This is a genomic window from Ideonella paludis (genome assembly GCF_018069865.1).
GTDB lineage: Bacteria > Pseudomonadota > Gammaproteobacteria > Burkholderiales > Burkholderiaceae_C > Ideonella > Ideonella paludis.
In genome coordinates this window covers 562,604-579,179 of the sequence record NZ_JAGQDG010000004.1, presented here as the reverse complement: position 1 = coordinate 579,179, position 16,576 = coordinate 562,604, and the positions used below count along the sequence as shown (strand labels likewise).

15 protein-coding genes and 1 tRNA gene are annotated in these 16,576 nt (G+C 61.2%); 13 read left to right on the top strand and 3 right to left on the bottom strand.

Going from position 1 to position 16,576, the window contains the following annotated elements:
* The first annotated feature begins 13 nt into the window (after nucleotides 1-13).
* The 5 genes from KAK11_RS13055 to KAK11_RS13035 all read left to right on the top strand — a co-directional run bounded on the left by KAK11_RS13055 (nucleotide 14) and on the right by KAK11_RS13035 (nucleotide 3,730).
* Entirely contained in the window at nucleotides 14-1,492 is a 1,479-nt protein-coding gene (locus tag KAK11_RS13055) for a cytochrome b (protein ID WP_210809568.1), read from the top strand.
* Between the two features lie 26 nt (nucleotides 1,493-1,518).
* Nucleotides 1,519-2,289, top strand: a complete 771-nt coding sequence (locus KAK11_RS13050; protein ID WP_210809639.1) for a cytochrome c1 — start codon at nucleotides 1,519-1,521, stop codon at nucleotides 2,287-2,289.
* 122 nt (nucleotides 2,290-2,411) lie between these two features.
* A complete protein-coding gene (locus KAK11_RS13045) occupies nucleotides 2,412-3,026 on the top strand; it encodes a glutathione S-transferase N-terminal domain-containing protein (RefSeq protein WP_210809567.1) in 615 nt (204 codons plus the stop codon).
* Between the two features lie 18 nt (nucleotides 3,027-3,044).
* On the top strand, nucleotides 3,045-3,554 hold the full coding sequence (locus KAK11_RS13040; protein ID WP_210809566.1) for a ClpXP protease specificity-enhancing factor: 510 nt from the start codon (nucleotides 3,045-3,047) through the stop codon (nucleotides 3,552-3,554).
* 100 nt (nucleotides 3,555-3,654) lie between these two features.
* Nucleotides 3,655-3,730: transfer RNA gene (locus KAK11_RS13035), tRNA-Thr, on the top strand.
* A 21-nt stretch (nucleotides 3,731-3,751) separates the two neighbouring features.
* Here the strand turns inward: KAK11_RS13035 and KAK11_RS13030 are convergent.
* Nucleotides 3,752-4,069 (bottom strand): hypothetical protein, encoded by a 318-nt coding sequence (locus KAK11_RS13030; protein WP_210809565.1) that lies wholly within the window; start codon nucleotides 4,067-4,069, stop codon nucleotides 3,752-3,754.
* Between the two features lie 16 nt (nucleotides 4,070-4,085).
* Between KAK11_RS13030 and KAK11_RS13025 the strand changes: the two genes are divergently transcribed.
* From KAK11_RS13025 to KAK11_RS13015, 3 genes are all read left to right on the top strand, one after another.
* Entirely contained in the window at nucleotides 4,086-5,036 is a 951-nt protein-coding gene (locus tag KAK11_RS13025; protein WP_210809564.1) for a M23 family metallopeptidase, read from the top strand.
* 218 nt (nucleotides 5,037-5,254) lie between these two features.
* Complete coding sequence (gene secA / locus KAK11_RS13020) at nucleotides 5,255-7,999, top strand: preprotein translocase subunit SecA (protein ID WP_210809563.1); 2,745 nt, start codon at nucleotides 5,255-5,257, stop codon at nucleotides 7,997-7,999.
* Between the two features lie 23 nt (nucleotides 8,000-8,022).
* The gene (locus tag KAK11_RS13015; RefSeq protein ID WP_210809561.1) at nucleotides 8,023-8,622 is read left to right on the top strand and encodes a GNAT family N-acetyltransferase; all 600 of its coding nucleotides are present in this window, start codon (nucleotides 8,023-8,025) and stop codon (nucleotides 8,620-8,622) included.
* A gap of 22 nt (nucleotides 8,623-8,644) precedes the next feature.
* On the opposite strand, the gene KAK11_RS13010 is transcribed toward KAK11_RS13015, so the two are convergent.
* Complete coding sequence (locus tag KAK11_RS13010) at nucleotides 8,645-9,406, bottom strand: hypothetical protein (RefSeq protein WP_210809560.1); 762 nt, start codon at nucleotides 9,404-9,406, stop codon at nucleotides 8,645-8,647.
* Between the two features lie 300 nt (nucleotides 9,407-9,706).
* Here KAK11_RS13010 and KAK11_RS13005 point away from each other — a divergent pair, with 300 nt between their 5' ends.
* Nucleotides 9,707-9,868 carry a hypothetical protein gene (locus tag KAK11_RS13005; RefSeq protein WP_210809559.1) on the top strand — a complete coding sequence of 54 codons (162 nt, stop codon included), beginning with the start codon at nucleotides 9,707-9,709 and terminating at the stop codon, nucleotides 9,866-9,868.
* 46 nt (nucleotides 9,869-9,914) lie between these two features.
* Here the strand turns inward: KAK11_RS13005 and KAK11_RS13000 are convergent, their stop codons facing one another.
* Nucleotides 9,915-11,882: a tetratricopeptide repeat protein gene (locus KAK11_RS13000; protein ID WP_210809558.1), complete on the bottom strand. Its 1,968-nt coding sequence runs from the start codon at nucleotides 11,880-11,882 to the stop codon at nucleotides 9,915-9,917.
* A gap of 462 nt (nucleotides 11,883-12,344) precedes the next feature.
* On the opposite strand from KAK11_RS13000, the gene KAK11_RS12995 reads away from it, so the two are divergent.
* From KAK11_RS12995 to argJ, 4 genes are all read left to right on the top strand, one after another.
* Nucleotides 12,345-14,027 (top strand): hypothetical protein, encoded by a 1,683-nt coding sequence (locus KAK11_RS12995; RefSeq protein WP_210809557.1) that lies wholly within the window; start codon nucleotides 12,345-12,347, stop codon nucleotides 14,025-14,027.
* Nucleotides 14,028-14,536: 509 nt separating this feature from the next.
* A complete protein-coding gene (locus KAK11_RS12990) occupies nucleotides 14,537-14,890 on the top strand; it encodes a hypothetical protein (RefSeq protein ID WP_210809556.1) in 354 nt (117 codons plus the stop codon).
* A 33-nt stretch (nucleotides 14,891-14,923) separates the two neighbouring features.
* Nucleotides 14,924-15,130 (top strand): hypothetical protein, encoded by a 207-nt coding sequence (locus KAK11_RS12985; RefSeq protein ID WP_210809555.1) that lies wholly within the window; start codon nucleotides 14,924-14,926, stop codon nucleotides 15,128-15,130.
* 154 nt (nucleotides 15,131-15,284) lie between these two features.
* A complete protein-coding gene (argJ, locus tag KAK11_RS12980) occupies nucleotides 15,285-16,517 on the top strand; it encodes a bifunctional glutamate N-acetyltransferase/amino-acid acetyltransferase ArgJ (RefSeq protein WP_210809554.1) in 1,233 nt (410 codons plus the stop codon).
* Nucleotides 16,518-16,576: the final 59 nt, after the last annotated feature.

Below are 16,576 nucleotides of genomic sequence, written 5' to 3'. Positions count from 1 at the left end.
GAAAGGCAATTCAATGGCTGAATTCAAAGTTGCGCCCGCCGACGCCTCGGTAGGTGAAAAGCTCTTGACCTGGGTGGATAACCGCTTCCCAGCGTCCAAGATGTACAAGGAGCATCTCTCCGAGTACTACGCGCCCAAGAACTTCAACTTCTGGTACTTCTTTGGCTCGCTGGCCCTGTTGGTGCTGGTGATCCAAATCGTCACCGGCATCTTCTTGGTCATGCACTACAAACCCGATGCGTCGCTGAACGCCTCGGGCGTGCCCGTGGCCTTCGCCTCGGTCGAGTACATCATGCGCGATGTGCCCTGGGGTTGGTTGATCCGCTACATGCACTCCACGGGCGCCTCCGCCTTCTTTGTGGTGGTGTATCTGCACATGTTCCGGGGTCTGCTGTACGGTTCGTACCGCAAGCCGCGTGAACTGGTCTGGATCTTCGGCTGCGCTATCTTCCTTTGCCTGATGGCTGAAGCCTTCATGGGCTATCTGCTGCCTTGGGGTCAGATGTCCTACTGGGGTGCACAGGTGATCGTGAACCTGTTCGCGGCCGTGCCCTTTGTGGGCGAGGAATTGGCTCTGCTGATCCGTGGCGACTTCGTGGTCGGTGACGCCACCCTGAACCGCTTCTTCAGCTTCCACGTGATTGCCGTGCCCCTGATCCTCTTGGGGCTGGTGGTGGCGCACATCATCGCCTTGCACGAAGTGGGTTCCAACAACCCTGACGGTGTGGAAATCAAGGCCAAGAAGGATGCCCAAGGTCGCCCCCTGGATGGCATTCCCTTCCATCCCTACTACACCGTTCACGACATCCTGGGTGTCAGTGGCTTCCTGATGGCGTTCTGCGCGGTGATCTTCTTCGCGCCGGAGCTGGGCGGTTACTTCCTCGAGTACAACAACTTCATCCCGGCTGACCCCCTGAAGACGCCAGCGCACATTGCGCCGGTCTGGTACTTCACCCCGTTCTACTCCATGCTGCGTGCCACAACCTCGGCCTTCATGCCGGTCTTCTGGCTGTTCTTCGTGGTGGTGGGCTTCATCGTGGTGCGGCCGTCGCGGCTGCCTGCCGTGGTGAAGACCGCTTACTGGGGGCTGATGGGCCTGCTGTTTTTCCTGTTCGGCGTGCCTGCAGTGGTGGCTGGCTGGATGGGCATGAGCGTTTCTAACCCCGTGTTGGCAGGTTTTGACGCCAAGTTCTGGGGCGTGGTCGTGATGGGCGGCACGGTCGTGATCCTGTTCTTCTTGCCGTGGCTGGACCACAGCCCGGTCAAGTCGATCCGCTACCGCCCGACGGAGCACAAGTACGTGTACGGCGTGTTCGTGGCCTTCTTCTTGATCCTGGGTTACCTGGGCATTCAGCCGCCTTCCTTCATGGGCACCTTGATCTCTCAGATCGGCACCCTGTTCTACATCGGTTTCTTCTTGCTGATGCCGTGGTGGAGCAAGATGGGCCAATTCAAGCCCGTGCCAGACCGTGTGACCTTCCACCCGCACTGATCCAGCCTCAGGAGAGCCTCAACATGATCAAGAAATTCATTGCGGGATGCCTGGCTGCGCTGACCCTGGCGGCTGGCCCCGTGCTGGCTGCAGGTGGCGGCGCACCTTGGGACAAGTTCCCCAAGGACCGTGTCACGGACCAAGCTGCCCTGCAAAACGGTGCCAAGCTGTTCGTCAACTACTGTCTGAATTGCCACTCGGCCTCCTTCATGCGCTACAACCGCATGAAGGAGTTGGGTCTGACTGACGAGCAGATCAAGGGCAACTTGATGTTCGCGGCCGACAAGGTCGGTGAGACCATGACCGTGGCCATGAACAACCGCGAAGCCAAGGAGTGGTTTGGTGCTGCGCCGCCGGACTTGACCGTCATCGCACGTTCACGCGCGGGTGCTCAGGGCACGGGTGCAGACTACCTCTACACCTACATGCGCTCGTTCTATCGCGACGAGACCAAGGCCACCGGCTGGAACAACACGGCATTCCCGAGCGTTGCCATGCCGCACGTGCTGTGGGAGCTGCAAGGCACCCAGCGCGCGGTCTATGAAGACGCCAAGGACCCGCACGATGCGACCAAGACGGTGCATCACTTCAAGGGCTTCCAACTCGAAACCAAGGGTCAGATGACCCCGGCCGAGTACGACTCCGCCATGGCTGACTTGGTCGCCTTCCTGCAATGGATGGGCGAGCCCGCACAAAACCAGCGCTTCCGCCTGGGCGTGTATGTGCTGTTCTTCCTGGGCTTGATGACGGTTCTGGCTTGGCGCTTGAATGCTGCCTTCTGGAAAGACGTGAAATAAGCTCACCGGCCAGGGCCCCACAAGGGCCCGGCCGAAAGCTCGCGCAGTGAGTGCTACGGTGCCCACTGCTTTTGTGTTTTTGGCGTCCACCCTGTTCGCTTTCACTCTAGGAGCCCACCACCATGATGGTGCTTTACTCCGGTACCACGTGCCCTTACTCGCACCGTTGCCGCTTCGTGCTGTTCGAAAAGGGCATGGATTTCGAAATCCGCGACGTGGATATCTACGCGAAGCCTGAAGACATCGCGTTGATGAACCCGTACAACGAGGTGCCCATCCTCGTCGAGCGCGACCTCATCCTGTATGAGTCGCACATCATCAACGAGTACATCGACGAGCGCTTCCCGCACCCGCAGCTCATGCCCGGGGACCCGGTGGCTCGTGCGCGCGTGCGCCTGTTCTTGCTCAACTTCGAGAAGGAACTGTTCGCCAACGTCAACATCTTGGAAGGCCGCGGCGGCGTCAAAGCCACCGACAAGCAAGCTGAAAAGGCCCGCGCACAGATCCGCGACCGCCTGACCCAGCTGGCCCCGATCTTCTTGAAGAACAAGTACATGCTGGGCGATGACTTCTCCATGCTCGACGTGGCGATCGCCCCGCTGCTGTGGCGCCTGGATTACTACGGCATCGACCTCTCCAAGAACGCGGCACCGCTGCTCAAGTACGCGGAGCGCATCTTCTCGCGCCCGGCCTACATTGAAGCGTTGACCCCGTCCGAAAAGGTCATGCGCAAGTAAGCAGTTCACGCGGGCACCATGACACCTCCCAACGCCAGCGACAGCCAGGGCACCTCCACCCGGCCTTACCTCATCCGTGCTCTCCATGATTGGTGCACGGACAACGGCTTCACGCCCTACTTGGCCGTGCATGTCGGCCCGGGTGTGCAAGTGCCGATGGAGTACGTGAAGAACAACGAGATCGTGCTCAACGCCGGCTTCGAAGCCACCAGCGGCATGAAGCTGGGCAATGAGTTCATCGAGTTCAAAGCGCGCTTTGGGGGTGTGGCCCGGGAGATCGTCGTGCCCGTCGACCATGTGGTGGCCATCTATGCCCGTGAGAACGGGCAAGGGATGGCCTTTCCCATGCCGGTCGAAGCCGCAGAGGCTGCGCTCACAGAAGAGGCACCAAAGCCTGGCCTGCGTTTGGCGGGCACAGAGCCGCCCGCAGAAGCCGCGCCAACGGCCAGCGACGCTGACGACGAGCCAACCCCTCCCGCGCCACCGTCGCCGCCGGCAGGGCGCCCTTCGCTTAAGCGCGTCAAGTAGTCCCAACTCTTTCACACTGCTGCGCCGGGTTGCGCTGAAAACCCGCTTAGAATGCAGCCCTCTTGAGCCCCGCAGCGCACGCTATCTTGGGCCCAGAAACGCCGGCTTAGCTCAGTTGGTAGAGCAACCGCCTTGTAAGCGGTAGGTCATCAGTTCGAATCCGATAGCCGGCACCATCTCCCTCAAGCCTCAGCCCCTCAGGGCCTGTGCGCTTGAACCTTGACCCGTATTGCAGTAGGCTGCCAGCCTTGATCCAACAAGACCTGCTCAATCATGGGCAGTAATTGGCGGAGTTTCGCGGCCACCGCCCCATTGGGGGCCAGCAAGTTCCAGCCGGTGTCGTCCAATACACCAGCGCGAACATGAGGCCGCAGTGCCGCTGGCAGCACGGACCTCACCGTCGTCAGTCGCGCTTCAGACTCTTTCAGCCGCGCCAGCAGCGAGCCCAATGTGGCATTGGCCCCGAGGGCCTCACTGATCGGGCGCGTCTTGGGTTCTTGGCGGCTGGGGTTCATGCGCAGGAGTGTAACGATGCAAATTCTCATTACCTCAGGCAGCACCGCGCGAACGCGGGTCCTGAATTTCAACCATGCCCAGCTCGCCCTGGCTTGCACGGCCTTGCTGGTGGGCCTGATGCTGGTGTCCGGTCTGGTCTATCACTTTGTCTTCCTCACCGCCGCCCGCGAAGGCTGGCCGGTGGTGAGCCAGTTGGTGAAGCTGGTGGTGCGGGATGAGTTCGCCCAGCGCGACCGCTTCATGCGTGAAAACCTGGATGCCATGGCCAGCCGCGTGGGGGACTTGCAAGGCCGCATGGTCAAGCTCGAAGCCATGGGCGAGCGCGTCACTGGCTTGGCGGGCGTCAAGGTGGACGACCTCAAAGCCTTGCAGCGCGACGCCAAGCCCGGCGGCTCGGGCGGGCCCTATGTGCCCTTGGATCACCCCACGCTGGAACAGCTCAACGACACCATCACGCAGATGGAGCACTCGCTAGACCAGCAGGGCGACCTGTTCACCTTGGCCGAGTCGCGACTCTTCGAGAAGCGCCTCAGCACCCTGATGGTGCCCAACAGCAAGCCCATCGACATGCCCGTGGGCTCTGGGTTTGGCTTTCGCAGTGACCCCTTCACGGGCCGCGCGGCCTTGCACACGGGCATCGACTTTGCCGCGCCGCCAGGCACTCCGATCTTGGCGGCTGCCGGTGGCGTGGTTCTCTCCACCGACTATCACCCGCAGTACGGCAACTTGCTGGAGCTGGACCACGGCAATGGCTTGGTCACGCGCTACGCCCACAACTCTCGCATCTTGGTCAAAACGGGTGATCTGATCAAGCGCGGCCAGCCCGTGGCCCAGGTGGGCAGCACCGGCCGCTCTACAGGCCCACACCTGCACTTTGAGGTGCTGGTTGATGGCGTGCCGCAAGACCCGGCACGCTTCCTGGCAGGCGGCCCGCCGCCCGCGATGGCCAACGCCACCAAGCGCTGAGATCTGCGCCAAACGCCACACCCGCTTGGCTCTCTGTGCTGAAGGGGGCCTCGGCCCCCCTGCTTGCAGCCTGCAAGCCCGGGGCGCTCCACCCCCTGGGTGCTAAAATTTGCGGTTTCGCGCGCCTTGCGTTGCGCCCCGGCGCCCCCATCTGTTGGCGGTCCACCCTTGGCGGGTGAATCCCGGCGGCGCCCTACTCACTACACATCCATCGCAGCATGTTGCCCAAGCTTCTCACTCAGATTTTCGGCAGTCGCAATGACCGCCTGCTCAAGCAATACCGCCGCGTGGTCGAGAAGATCAACAGCCTGGAGTCCACGTTCTCTGCCTTGGATGACGCCGCGCTGCAAGGCAAGACCGAGGAGTTCAAAGCCCGGTTTGCCAAGGGTGAGACCTTGGACGCCCTGCTGCCCGAGGCCTTTGCCGCCGTGCGTGAGGCTGGCAAGCGCACCTTGAAGATGCGCCACTTTGACGTGCAGATGCTGGGCGGCATGACCCTGCATAACGGCAAGATCGCAGAGATGCGCACCGGCGAAGGCAAGACCTTGATGGCCACTTTGCCCGTCTACCTGAATGCCTTGACCGGCAAAGGCGTGCATGTGGTGACGGTCAATGATTACTTGGCGCGTCGCGACGCCGAGTGGATGGCCCGCCTCTACAACTTCATGGGCCTGACCGTGGGCGTCAACGTGCCCGGCCTGAGCCGTGAAGAAAAGCAAGCCGCCTATGCGGCCGACATCACCTACGGCACCAACAACGAATTCGGCTTCGACTATCTGCGCGACAACATGGTCATGGAGCCGGCTGATCGCGTGCAGCGCAGCCAAGCCTATGCCATCGTGGACGAGGTGGACTCCATCCTCATCGACGAAGCCCGCACGCCCCTCATCATCTCCGGCCAAGCCGAAGACCACACCGAGCTCTATGTGCGCATCAACGCCGTGGTGCCCAAGCTCAAGAAGCAGATTGGTGAGGCCGACCCGCGCACGGGTGAGGGCGTGATCGAGCCCGGCGACTTCACGGTGGATGAAAAGACCCATCAGGTCTTCCTCACCGAAGACGGCCATGAGCACGCTGAGCAACTGCTCTCCGATGCCGGCCTGTTGGCCGAAGGCGCCAGCCTCTACGACCCGGCCAACATCAGCCTCATGCACCATGTGTATGCCGCGCTGCGGGCCAACCACCTCTACCACCGCGACCAGCACTATGTGGTGCAACAAGGTGAGGTCGTCATCGTCGACGAGTTCACCGGCCGCCTGATGACGGGCCGCCGCTGGTCCGATGGCCTGCACCAGGCCGTCGAGGCCAAAGAAGGCGTGCAGATCCAAAGCGAGAACCAGACCCTCGCCTCCATCACCTTCCAGAACTACTTCCGCCTCTACGGCAAGCTCGGCGGCATGACGGGCACGGCCGACACCGAGGCCTATGAGTTCCAAGAAATCTATGGCCTGGAAACCGTGGTGATCCCGCCCAACCGGCCCACGGTGCGCAAGGACGAACTCGACCTCGTCTACAAAACCACCCGCGAAAAGTACAACGCCGTGGTGGACGACATCCGCGCCTCGCACGAGCGCGGCCAGCCCGTGCTGGTGGGCACCACCAGCATTGAGAACTCCGAGCTCGTCTCGCGTCTGCTGACAGACGCCAAGCTGCCGCACAACGTGCTCAACGCCAAGCAGCACGCCAAGGAAGCCGAGATCATCGCCCAGGCTGGCCGCCCCGGTGTCATCACCATCGCCACCAATATGGCGGGCCGCGGCACCGACATCGTGCTGGGCGGTAACGTTGAAAAACAGGAACAATTCATCCTGGCCGATGAAGCCCTGGACGATGCCACCAAGGCTCAGAAGATCGAGCAGCTCAAGAGCGAATGGCAAGGCCTGCACGAGCAGGTCAAGGCTGCTGGTGGCCTGCGCATCATCGCCACCGAGCGCCATGAAAGCCGCCGTATCGACAACCAGCTCCGTGGCCGTGCCGGCCGCCAGGGCGACCCCGGCCAAAGCCGCTTCTACCTGAGCCTGGAAGACCCGCTGATGCGCATCTTCGCCGGGGACCGCGTGCGCGCCATCATGGACCGCCTCAAGATGCCCGAGGGCGAAGCCATCGAAGCCGGCATCGTCAGCCGCAGCATCGAGAGCGCCCAGCGCAAGGTCGAGGCCCGCAACTTCGACGTGCGCAAGCAACTGCTGGAATACGACGACGTCAGTAACGACCAGCGCAAGGTCATCTACCAACAGCGCAACGAGATCCTCGACGCGGAGTCGCTCAACGACCAGATCACCAACCTGCGCCGTGCCACCATGACCGACGTGGTGCGCACCTACGTGCCCGCCGAAAGCCTGGAAGAGCAGTGGGACCTGCCTGCCCTCGAGAAAGTGCTGCGCGAAGAGTGGACGCTGGAGATGGAGCTGCAAAAGCTGGTGCAAGCCAGCGACTCCATCACCGACGACGACATCCTCGAAAAGGTCGTGGCTGCGGCCGACGCCGCCTTCCAGCAAAAGCTGGACATCGTGGGCCTGGAACAGTTCACCCCCTTCATGCGCATGGTGCTGCTGCAGAGCATTGACAGCCATTGGCGCGAGCACCTGGCCGCGCTGGACTACCTGCGCCAGGGCATCCACCTGCGCGGCTATGCGCAGAAGAACCCCAAGCAAGAGTACAAGCGCGAAGCTTTCGACCTCTTCTCGCAACTGCTGGACGTGGTGAAGATGGAAGTCACCCGCATCCTCATGACGGTGCGCATCCAGTCCCAAGAGCAAGTCGAGCAAGCCGCCCAAGACCTGGAGCAGCGCGCCGAGTCCATCCAAAACGTCACCTACACCCACCCCAACGAAGACGGCAGCGTCAGCCAAGAGGTGGACCCAGCGACTTTGGCCGACGAAGTGCCCCGCGTGGGTCGCAACGACCCTTGCCCCTGCGGTAGCGGCAAAAAGTACAAGCAGTGCCACGGCCGCTTGGCCTGAACATGGCGCTCAGGGCATAGCCATTGGCGACAGCCCACCATCCACTCACGCCCGCCCGGCTCATCGCCGCCCGGCGTGAGCTGCTCACCCCCCGCCTGCGTCTGGCCACCCCAGCCGCAGCGCACGCCCAGGCCCTGATGGACCTGGTCAACCGCAACCTGCCCACCCTGGGCTATATCGCCTGGGCCCAACAACCCTGGACTCTGGCGCGCGCCCAGCGCTTTTGCGCCCGGGCCTTAGGCTTTGTGGACGCAGGCGAAGACATCGTCTTCCACGTCTTTGCCGGCCACGCGCCTGACGCGCCGCTGATCGGCCGGATTGATCTGCACAGCTTTGACCTTGAAGTCCCCCGCGCCGAAATCGGCTACGTCGGCGACGCCACCGTGCAAGGCCAAGGCCTGATGCGCGAAGCCGTGCTGTCCGTGCTCGACTTTGCCTTTGAGCTGGGCTTTGCCCGTGTGGAGGCCATCTCCGAGCTCAGCAACCACCGCGCCCTGCGCTTTGCCCAGAGCTTAGGCATGGTGCGCGAGGGCACGCTGCACCATCGCGAGCGCGGGGTGCATGGCGAACTGGTGGACCAGGCTTTGTTTGCGGCGTGGCCGAAGCTCGCAGGCAATTCATGACGCTAAGGTGCTTGAATAAGCATCATTTCTCACCTAAGAGCTTTAACGTTGAGCCCGGCAATATCTTGGTGTTTGTTTCTTTCACAGAAGCTGCGATGCGAGCTTTCTCTTCTGAAGTCCAGCTATCGCCTTTCTGCAGTTGAGCTCTAGCGGGCGAGGGGACTGAGGTTTGAAACAGCTTTCCATCTGAGCCTTGACCTTCTCCAAGAATCCGATTTGCCAACAACTGCTGACCGGAGCAAGAAATAAGAGACAGCCTTCCGTGCGTGTCAAGTAACGCAGGACGATTGATCCCCGCCCAGACACTAAGGCCAGTAAAGCGGATTGAGGAGCTCCCGTAACTGGAAGTTGATGCAGACAATAGCAATACCGCATCTGCACCAGCGTTTCGACAGACCAGCGCGATACCGTCAGATATCTTGCTGACATCCACCTCCCTCATGTCTTCATTAGCCTTCGCGAGGCTGGCCCTATCCCATGTAGTAGATTGAACAGTTCTGCCGGTGCTGCTAACGGCACCTGCCATCAAACCTTCAAAATACTCATCGAGCTTCAAGGGAGTGAAGTCTTCTGTGCTGTAAGCGTTGTTGAACACCGTGAAACCAATATAGGTGCGCTCCACTTTTTGCCCCAGCACCGAAACAACTGCCAGCTTTTTCAAAGTGCGCAAAGATGCCTCATCCCCGCTGCGTGGTACTGATGCGCACCCCGCGACGCCTGCACAAATCATGAGTGCAGATAGGACCTTGAGGGTCATATTGGGGGACGAAGGAAAATCATTCATCTGGCTACCTCCCTAAGTGTGTGATCCGCATAGCGAAAAATGCGGGCGCGCTGCTTTCGAAAAACGGGGACAGTCTAGCTCCTGACGATGCTGTGTATCAATGCGCATGGAGCCTGGCACTGACGACCTTCCTGCCTACCCTGCGCTCAGGGTTTCTACCTCGCCCCCTTCATCCCCCCAACGGAGGTGGCAGAGGGGATGGCTGACGCAGAGCCTTAACGGTTCAATGAGGGGGCCTGCCAGCACATATGCAGGTGTCATCTGTCAACCACAAAGCCAACGCACAGGAGAACTCTCATCATGAACACCCCAACCATGACCCAGCCTCAAGAACTCGACCTCAGCCAACTCCAGCAGGTGGCAGGGGGTGTGCAGTCGGTGGAGGCTCAGCCGCAGTGGGAGGTGTTTCCCTTCGTGTCGGTTCCACCGTCTTTGGAATGGGAAAGCTTTCCCTTCGTCTAAGGCCAGACGGACTAGCTGCTTCGCCGCACCACGCCCGCTTAAGCCCTCAATGCACCGGCGGTGCGGCGGGTGCGCCGCCTGATGAGGCTGCTGCCGAAGGCAGCACATAGCGGGTGGCGGGGCCGCGGCCTTGCTGTTCCAGCAGGCCTTTGTCGGCCAACAGGCCCAGGTGCTTGCTGGCGGTGGCGGGGCTGACTTCGGCGGCCTCGCCATAGCTGCTCTTGCTCAGGCTGCCTTCTTCCAGCAGCCGCGCCAGCACGGCTTTGCGCTGTGCTTCCGTCAGCCAATCCCCCACTTGCTCGCGCCAGCGTTGGTTCAACTGGCTGGCCAAGTTGCCGTCATGCGCCCAGGTTTGCTGCAGGGCTTCCAACTCCGATTCCAAGTCACTGAGGCCATGCGTTTGCATCAGGCTCCGCGCTGCGTCTCGCTCTTTGGCGGCAATGCGCAAATAGAGCTGAGATAAGGCGATGTGCGTGCGCGCCCGCTGGGTCGGGGGGCGGGGCAGTGCCAGTTCGGCGCGAAGTGCCTCGATCTTGGCGAACTCGCCGGGGTGGGCGGATGTTTCGACGGGGAGGAGGTGGTGGACGGCGGTTTGGGGGTTGAGGGTGGCTTGTTTCAGGGATTGGGCTCTATTCTCTAGCTGAGGGAGTCCCAACTGAATCGCAAGCGAGCGGCTCTGCTCTGTGTATAGGTCTCCAGCTTGCTCATCATATGCAACGCCTAGAGATCTAAATCGCAAGTAATGAACTTCAGCCAAATTGATCAGTCCGGTCAGCCTGTGCCTAGAAAGCCCCGCCTCTTCACTGATTCTCAGGACTCTATGTAGGTGGGAGATCGCTACTTCATGTTCACCAATGGTCATCGCTGCCAATGCAAGTCCACCGTGTGCGCTGAGTAAAGTCTCTGGTCTGACTGAGAGGACCTTCGCCATATCAACAACTTGATTGCAGTATCTTCTTGCCTCGTCTATGCGACCAGCGACCACTAACAGCTGGCCCAGATTGTTGTGAGACTCGGCAACTTCTTTCAGATCTCCCGCGCGTTGATATAGCACCAACGCTTGCTGACGATAACGTATAGCGTCCTCAATGTTATCGTTGCAACGCGCATGTTCAGCCTGAGCTTTGAGCAGCATTCCCTCGGCATCTACTTCCAAGTGTTTGCACTCTGCTGCAGCCATATCTGCAGCGTGTAGCAGCACGGTCCCTTGAGGACTACTTCGGCGCAATTGAACAAATGCCAGTGTCGCCAAAACCGCTACATACCCATTCTGACTTTGGCACAGATCGTCGCAGGACGATTGTTGAGATGAGAGAAGGAACTGCTGTGCCGAAGCCTCCAGATGGCTGATGGCTTGATCAGGATCTCGGGCGTTAAAAAAATAGCCCAATGCATACATCGCCTTGCCCAGCCAAAATGGCTTCTCCGGTGTACGTATAGTCTCTGCGGCTCGAAGTGCCAGCTGCAAACAGTGCAGCTCCTTTGCGGAGTCCCCAATGCAACTCCAAGTGAAGCTTTCTCCGAGTGTCACGGCCACCTTGCTGCAGGTGTCAGTGATTGAGCGCCTGAGCAGTTGACTCAATGCGCTATGTTCCGGGTGTGAGGCCAGTTCGAGTGATCGGCGCTTCAGTAATTCGGCCAATTGGTGCCATTTTTGAGCATGAATGTAGTGCCACGCCGCGTCCATCGCGTGGTCATACTGGAGCAGGGATTTCGCCTGTTCCTGGTGCCAAGCCTCAGAAACACCAGGGCCACGAGTTGCCATAGCAACTTCCCGCAAAGTCCAGCGCTGCTGCGCATTGAGTTGCGCAATTACAAGAGCTTCGACTACTGTGCGGCGGCCCTTCTCGATATACCGGTAAGTGGTGCTGGTTCCGACCGACCAGAGGCCACACAGAGCGTCCAGCGCACTTTCACCAGGGCTACGTCTGTAGTGGCGAGGAAAGTCTGGAACTGAGATTAGGCCTGAGGTGGCGGCGATGGCCAGCAATGGCCGCCATGCCGTTTGCTCCACCCATGCGGTTCTGGGAATCTGGCCGAGGCCTGAAGCGGCTTGGTGATCTGGTCGTATCAAACCGCACGCCCACTGAAGCAGTAAATGCACGGCTGCCGACCAGCGCTCGTGAGGGGCCACTTGATCACCCCAGGTACCCCAGACTGGCCCTAGCCACTCCTTCTCCAAATGGTGCTTCAAACGAGGCCAGCGGCTTGCGGGCCAAGGCCGAACCCCCCCTTGCCGCAAGCCGTCCAACGCTTGATCCAGCAGCACGGACCAGGCGGCGTGTGACAGACGATGGCTAGATGGCATTTCTGATTGCGGTCACAAAGAGTTTCAAAAGATTCAGAGGTTAGGTAGGTTCAATCGTCTGGCTTTCGTCTCGGTATGCCGGATCACCAGCAAGAAACAGTGAGTTTGCTTGCGAGGGTTCGCGATCTAGCATACGTTACCTCTACATCTTGACAGGAGCAGTAACCGATGCAATCGTCTATCACCCCTACCCCCCTCATCCAAGCCCGAAACGGTGTTTTGGCGGTCTATGTGCCCTTTGGCTCGGACGAAACCTTGAGCAGTTTTCCTGATGGCACCACCAAGGCATTGGAAGACCACCCTCTGATGGACGCCTTGCGCCGTGTGGCCAAGGCAGGTACACCGGTCATGGTTCTTATGGATCGCGCGGGAGCAGACAGTTACTTGATTCATATCCCCGTTGAGGGGCCAGAGGGAATGACTCTGCGCAGTCTTTGGAAGCTGGACATGCGCAATGACCGAACCCTGAGCAATTTTTTGCTGCAGGTGCATGAGGCTTATCCCAAAGCTCAGGTTGTGCTCGGTATAGAAGGGCATGGTGCAGGGTATTTGCCGGAGTTGGATCTCACTCGCCTGACATGGCAGGCAGTGTGCCAAGGGCAAGTTCGCCAATGGAACATTGGGTCACAAAGTGCCCAACCCAGGACAGCTTCTTCGTCCGGCGAGGATGGTGCCCCCGTGCTCTGGGAGGCCTTCCCCACAATCCCCGGCGGCAACCCCCTCACCCCCATCAACCACCAGCCCATGCCCACCCACACCCTGGGCCAGGCGCTGAAGTCGGCGCAGCACCAGGGCTGCCCCAAGTTGGCGGCCATCTACTTCGACAACTGCTTCAACATGTCGGCGGAGCTGCTGCACACGGTGGCGCCATATGCCGAGGCGGCGGGGGGGTTTTGCAACTACAACTTCTTCACCGCCGGCCAAGCCTATGCCCTGGCCTTCCAAAAGCTGGCCGATGTGGGCCGGGCCACGCCGCTGGAGCTGGCGCAGTGGCTGACGGACGCCAACCATGCGGTGCTGGCGGCCAAGGGTGGCCACCCCACGGTGGGCGGGGCGCTGGCGCTGTCGCGCATGGCAGACATCAAAGAAGGCGTGCATGTGCTGGCCGGCAAGTTGCTGGACGCCATGGCCAGCAGCTCCAACCGGGCGGGCACGGTGGCGGCCATCCAGAAGGCGATTTTTGAGGCCCAGCAGTACGACACCCTATTCCCCATGGAGCTGGAAGCGCCAGACCAGTTGACCGACCTCTACAGCCTGGCCGCGCAAATGGCAGGGCCGCTGATGGCGGGCTACCCTGCCGTGCAAGATGCGGCGGCCATGCTGGCCAGCCTGCTCAAAGACATCAAGCGCTATGGCGACAAGGGCATGCCCTGGATGGCCGACGAACCGCACGAGGGCCAGTATGAGTGGGACTTCACCGAAGAAACCCTGGCCATGAACATCTTCTTGCCCGACCCGCTGCGCGAGGGCCAGTGGGACTGGCGCTCCAACTACTACATCGACACCGACCCCCAGCCGTTCCCGCTGCTGAACGCCCAAGGGGAGCCGCAAAAGGATGCCAACGGCCAAGTGATCATGCTGCCGCCGGCCCAGACCGGGGTCATCGACTTCTTGAAGGGCAATAACTGGATCGAGTTCTTGAAGGAGTACCACCGCGAGACCAAGTTCAAGGCCTTCTTCGTGGGCAAGATCCCGCAGTTGCCGGTGCATCAAGCGGAGTACCAGGCCCCCGTGGCCAAAGGTGAAGACCGGCCCACCTGCCGCATGCCACGCCGCCCCTGGCCGCTGACCCGTGTGGCCAAAGAAATGCTGGCCACGGTGCGCGAGCAGGCCGCCAAGCTCACGAAGTAAATCCAGCGACAAGATTCGCCGGGGGCCAGGCCCGGCATGGAATCCACACACCGACGCTGTCACACGCTGTTCATGAAAGTGCTTTAGCTTTCAGAGCAGCCCTACGAAAACCCCACAGGGCATACCTGATGGGGTTTTTTATTGGGCCTGCTGAGGTGTCTTGGGTGAGCAGCCGCACAGACGGTGCGAGGCCCGAACCACAGACTGTTGGCCGAGCTGCTGAGTCATTTTGATGACAGGTCTCCTATGAAATGAGGAGGTGCGAGGGGGGATGTCGGCCTACCGTCACACCCGAATGGGGGGAGGTTCTTGTGGGGCAGAGGGAATCGTCTGATGATCGAATCTCACCAGGGTTGTTCAGGCAGTTTTGCACGCGTTTTGTTGCGAGGGGATCAGCGGTTCAATGCCATCCGTGACGAGTTCACGGCCCTTTGGCCCCAGCTCTTCACACCAAGCAACACGGTGCGCCAAGCGCAGTGCCTGATCAAACTGGAGAGGATGTCAACACCATGGCCACATTGCCTGAACAACTCCGCGCCGAACAAGCGCGTTGCATTCGTCTGATGCAAGACTTTGACGACATTGGGACCGCCGGCGCGTTTGCCCGTGCCTTGATCTCGGAGGCCGTACGCGCCGCCGACAGCGCACTGCACCTGGGCAACCCCGAGGCGATGAACAAGTCGCTAGAGAGCCTGCGCCGGTTTCAGCCGGTGGTGCCCGACCAACCCCGCCACGGAGCGGCCCCCCGCCGCTTCAGTGGCTTTCGCCCACCCGCAGCGCCGGTGTGGCAGGTGGCCCAGCCAGCCTGGCAGGTGGCGCCGATGAGGGAGCAGTTTTTTACCTGGACGCAACGCGTCGCTTGACCCGTTGGGTCCATTGCAGTGGAGGACAAGAACATGAAAGTCACGATCGATACCCAAGACCCCAGCACCTGGCCGCGTGGCCACAGCGAAATGGCCGTTTGGCACCCTGGCGAAACCGACGATGCTGACGGTGCCTTGGAGCGCCTGGAGGCTGGCAGCATGGGCCTGGTGCGGCGCGTGTTGCTGTTGGGCGTGGGCGTGCTGGTGCTGGGCAGCGCCTGGCCTTGGTTGGGGGCTTGAGCGCACGCTGCTTCAGCAGGCCTGGCATCGCCTTCGGCCCGGTGCAGCATCAGCACAGCAAGAAGTCGTTTGGGCCTCTTGACGCCAAGTCGTTGAGACAGGTGTAGCTTCGTACAATCGTCGCTTCACTCTTGCTGCGTATTTGCTGCTCACCATGCCCGTCAACTACACCACTCCTGCCCCTGAACAACTCTTGCCCGTGCCAGGCGTGCGCCTGGGCGTGGCCGAGGCGGGGGTGCGCAAGGCCAACCGCAAAGACTTGGTGGTGATGGCGTTGGACGAGGGCACGGCGGTGGCCGGGGTCTTCACAAGCAACCGTTTTTGCGCGGCACCCGTGCAGGTCTGCCGGGAGCACTTGGCGACGGGCGCCACAGCCATTCGGGCCATCGTCATCAACACCGGCAATGCCAATGCCGGCACCGGCGCCGATGGCCTGGCCCGCGCTCGCAGCACCTGCGAGGCTTTGGCCACCCAGATGAGCCTGAAGCCCACGCAAGTGCTGCCCTTTTCCACCGGCGTGATCATGGAAACCCTGCCGGTGGACCGCATTGCCGCCGGCCTGCCCGCTGCGCTGGCAGACTTGGCGCCTGCGCATTGGGCGCGGGCCGCCGAGGGCATCATGACCACCGACACTTGCCCCAAGGCCGCCTCGCGCCAAGTGCAGATTGGCGGCAAGACGGTCACCATCACCGGCATCTCCAAGGGGGCCGGCATGATCCGCCCCAACATGGCCACCATGCTGGGCTTTGTGGCCACGGATGCGGTGCTGGCGCCTGAGCTGCTGCAGCCTTTGGTGACAAACGCTGCCAATGCATCGTTCAACCGCATCACCATTGATGGCGACACGTCCACCAACGACTCTTTCATCTTGATGGCCACAGGCCAAGCCGGGCATGCGCGCATCAGCTCGCTCGACAGCGCCGAGGGCCAAGCCTTGCAGGCGGCGGTGTCGGCGGTGGCGGCAGAGCTGGCCCAGGCCATCGTGCGCGACGGCGAAGGCGCCACCAAGTTCATCAGTGTGAAGATTGAAGGCGGCAAGACCGAGGCCGAGTGCCTGCAAGCCGCTTATGCCGTGGCCCACTCACCCTTGGTGAAGACCGCCTTCTTTGCCAGCGACCCCAACCTGGGCCGCATCTTGGCGGCGGTAGGCTATGCGGGCTTTGACGACCTGGACCAAGGCCTGATCGACCTGTATCTCGACGACGTGCATGTCGTCACCCGAGGCGGGCGCCGCCCCGAGTACCGCGAGGAAGATGGCGCGCGGGTGATGAAGCAGGCCGAGATCACCGTGCGGGTGAACCTGAACCGTGGTTCAGCCCAGGCGACGGTGTGGACCTGCGATTTCTCGTACGACTACGTGCGCATCAACGCGGACTACCGCTCTTGATGCCAAGCTGAGCCTGCAGCGGGCTTCGCCCACCACAAGCCGCCCCCTCAGGGGCGGTT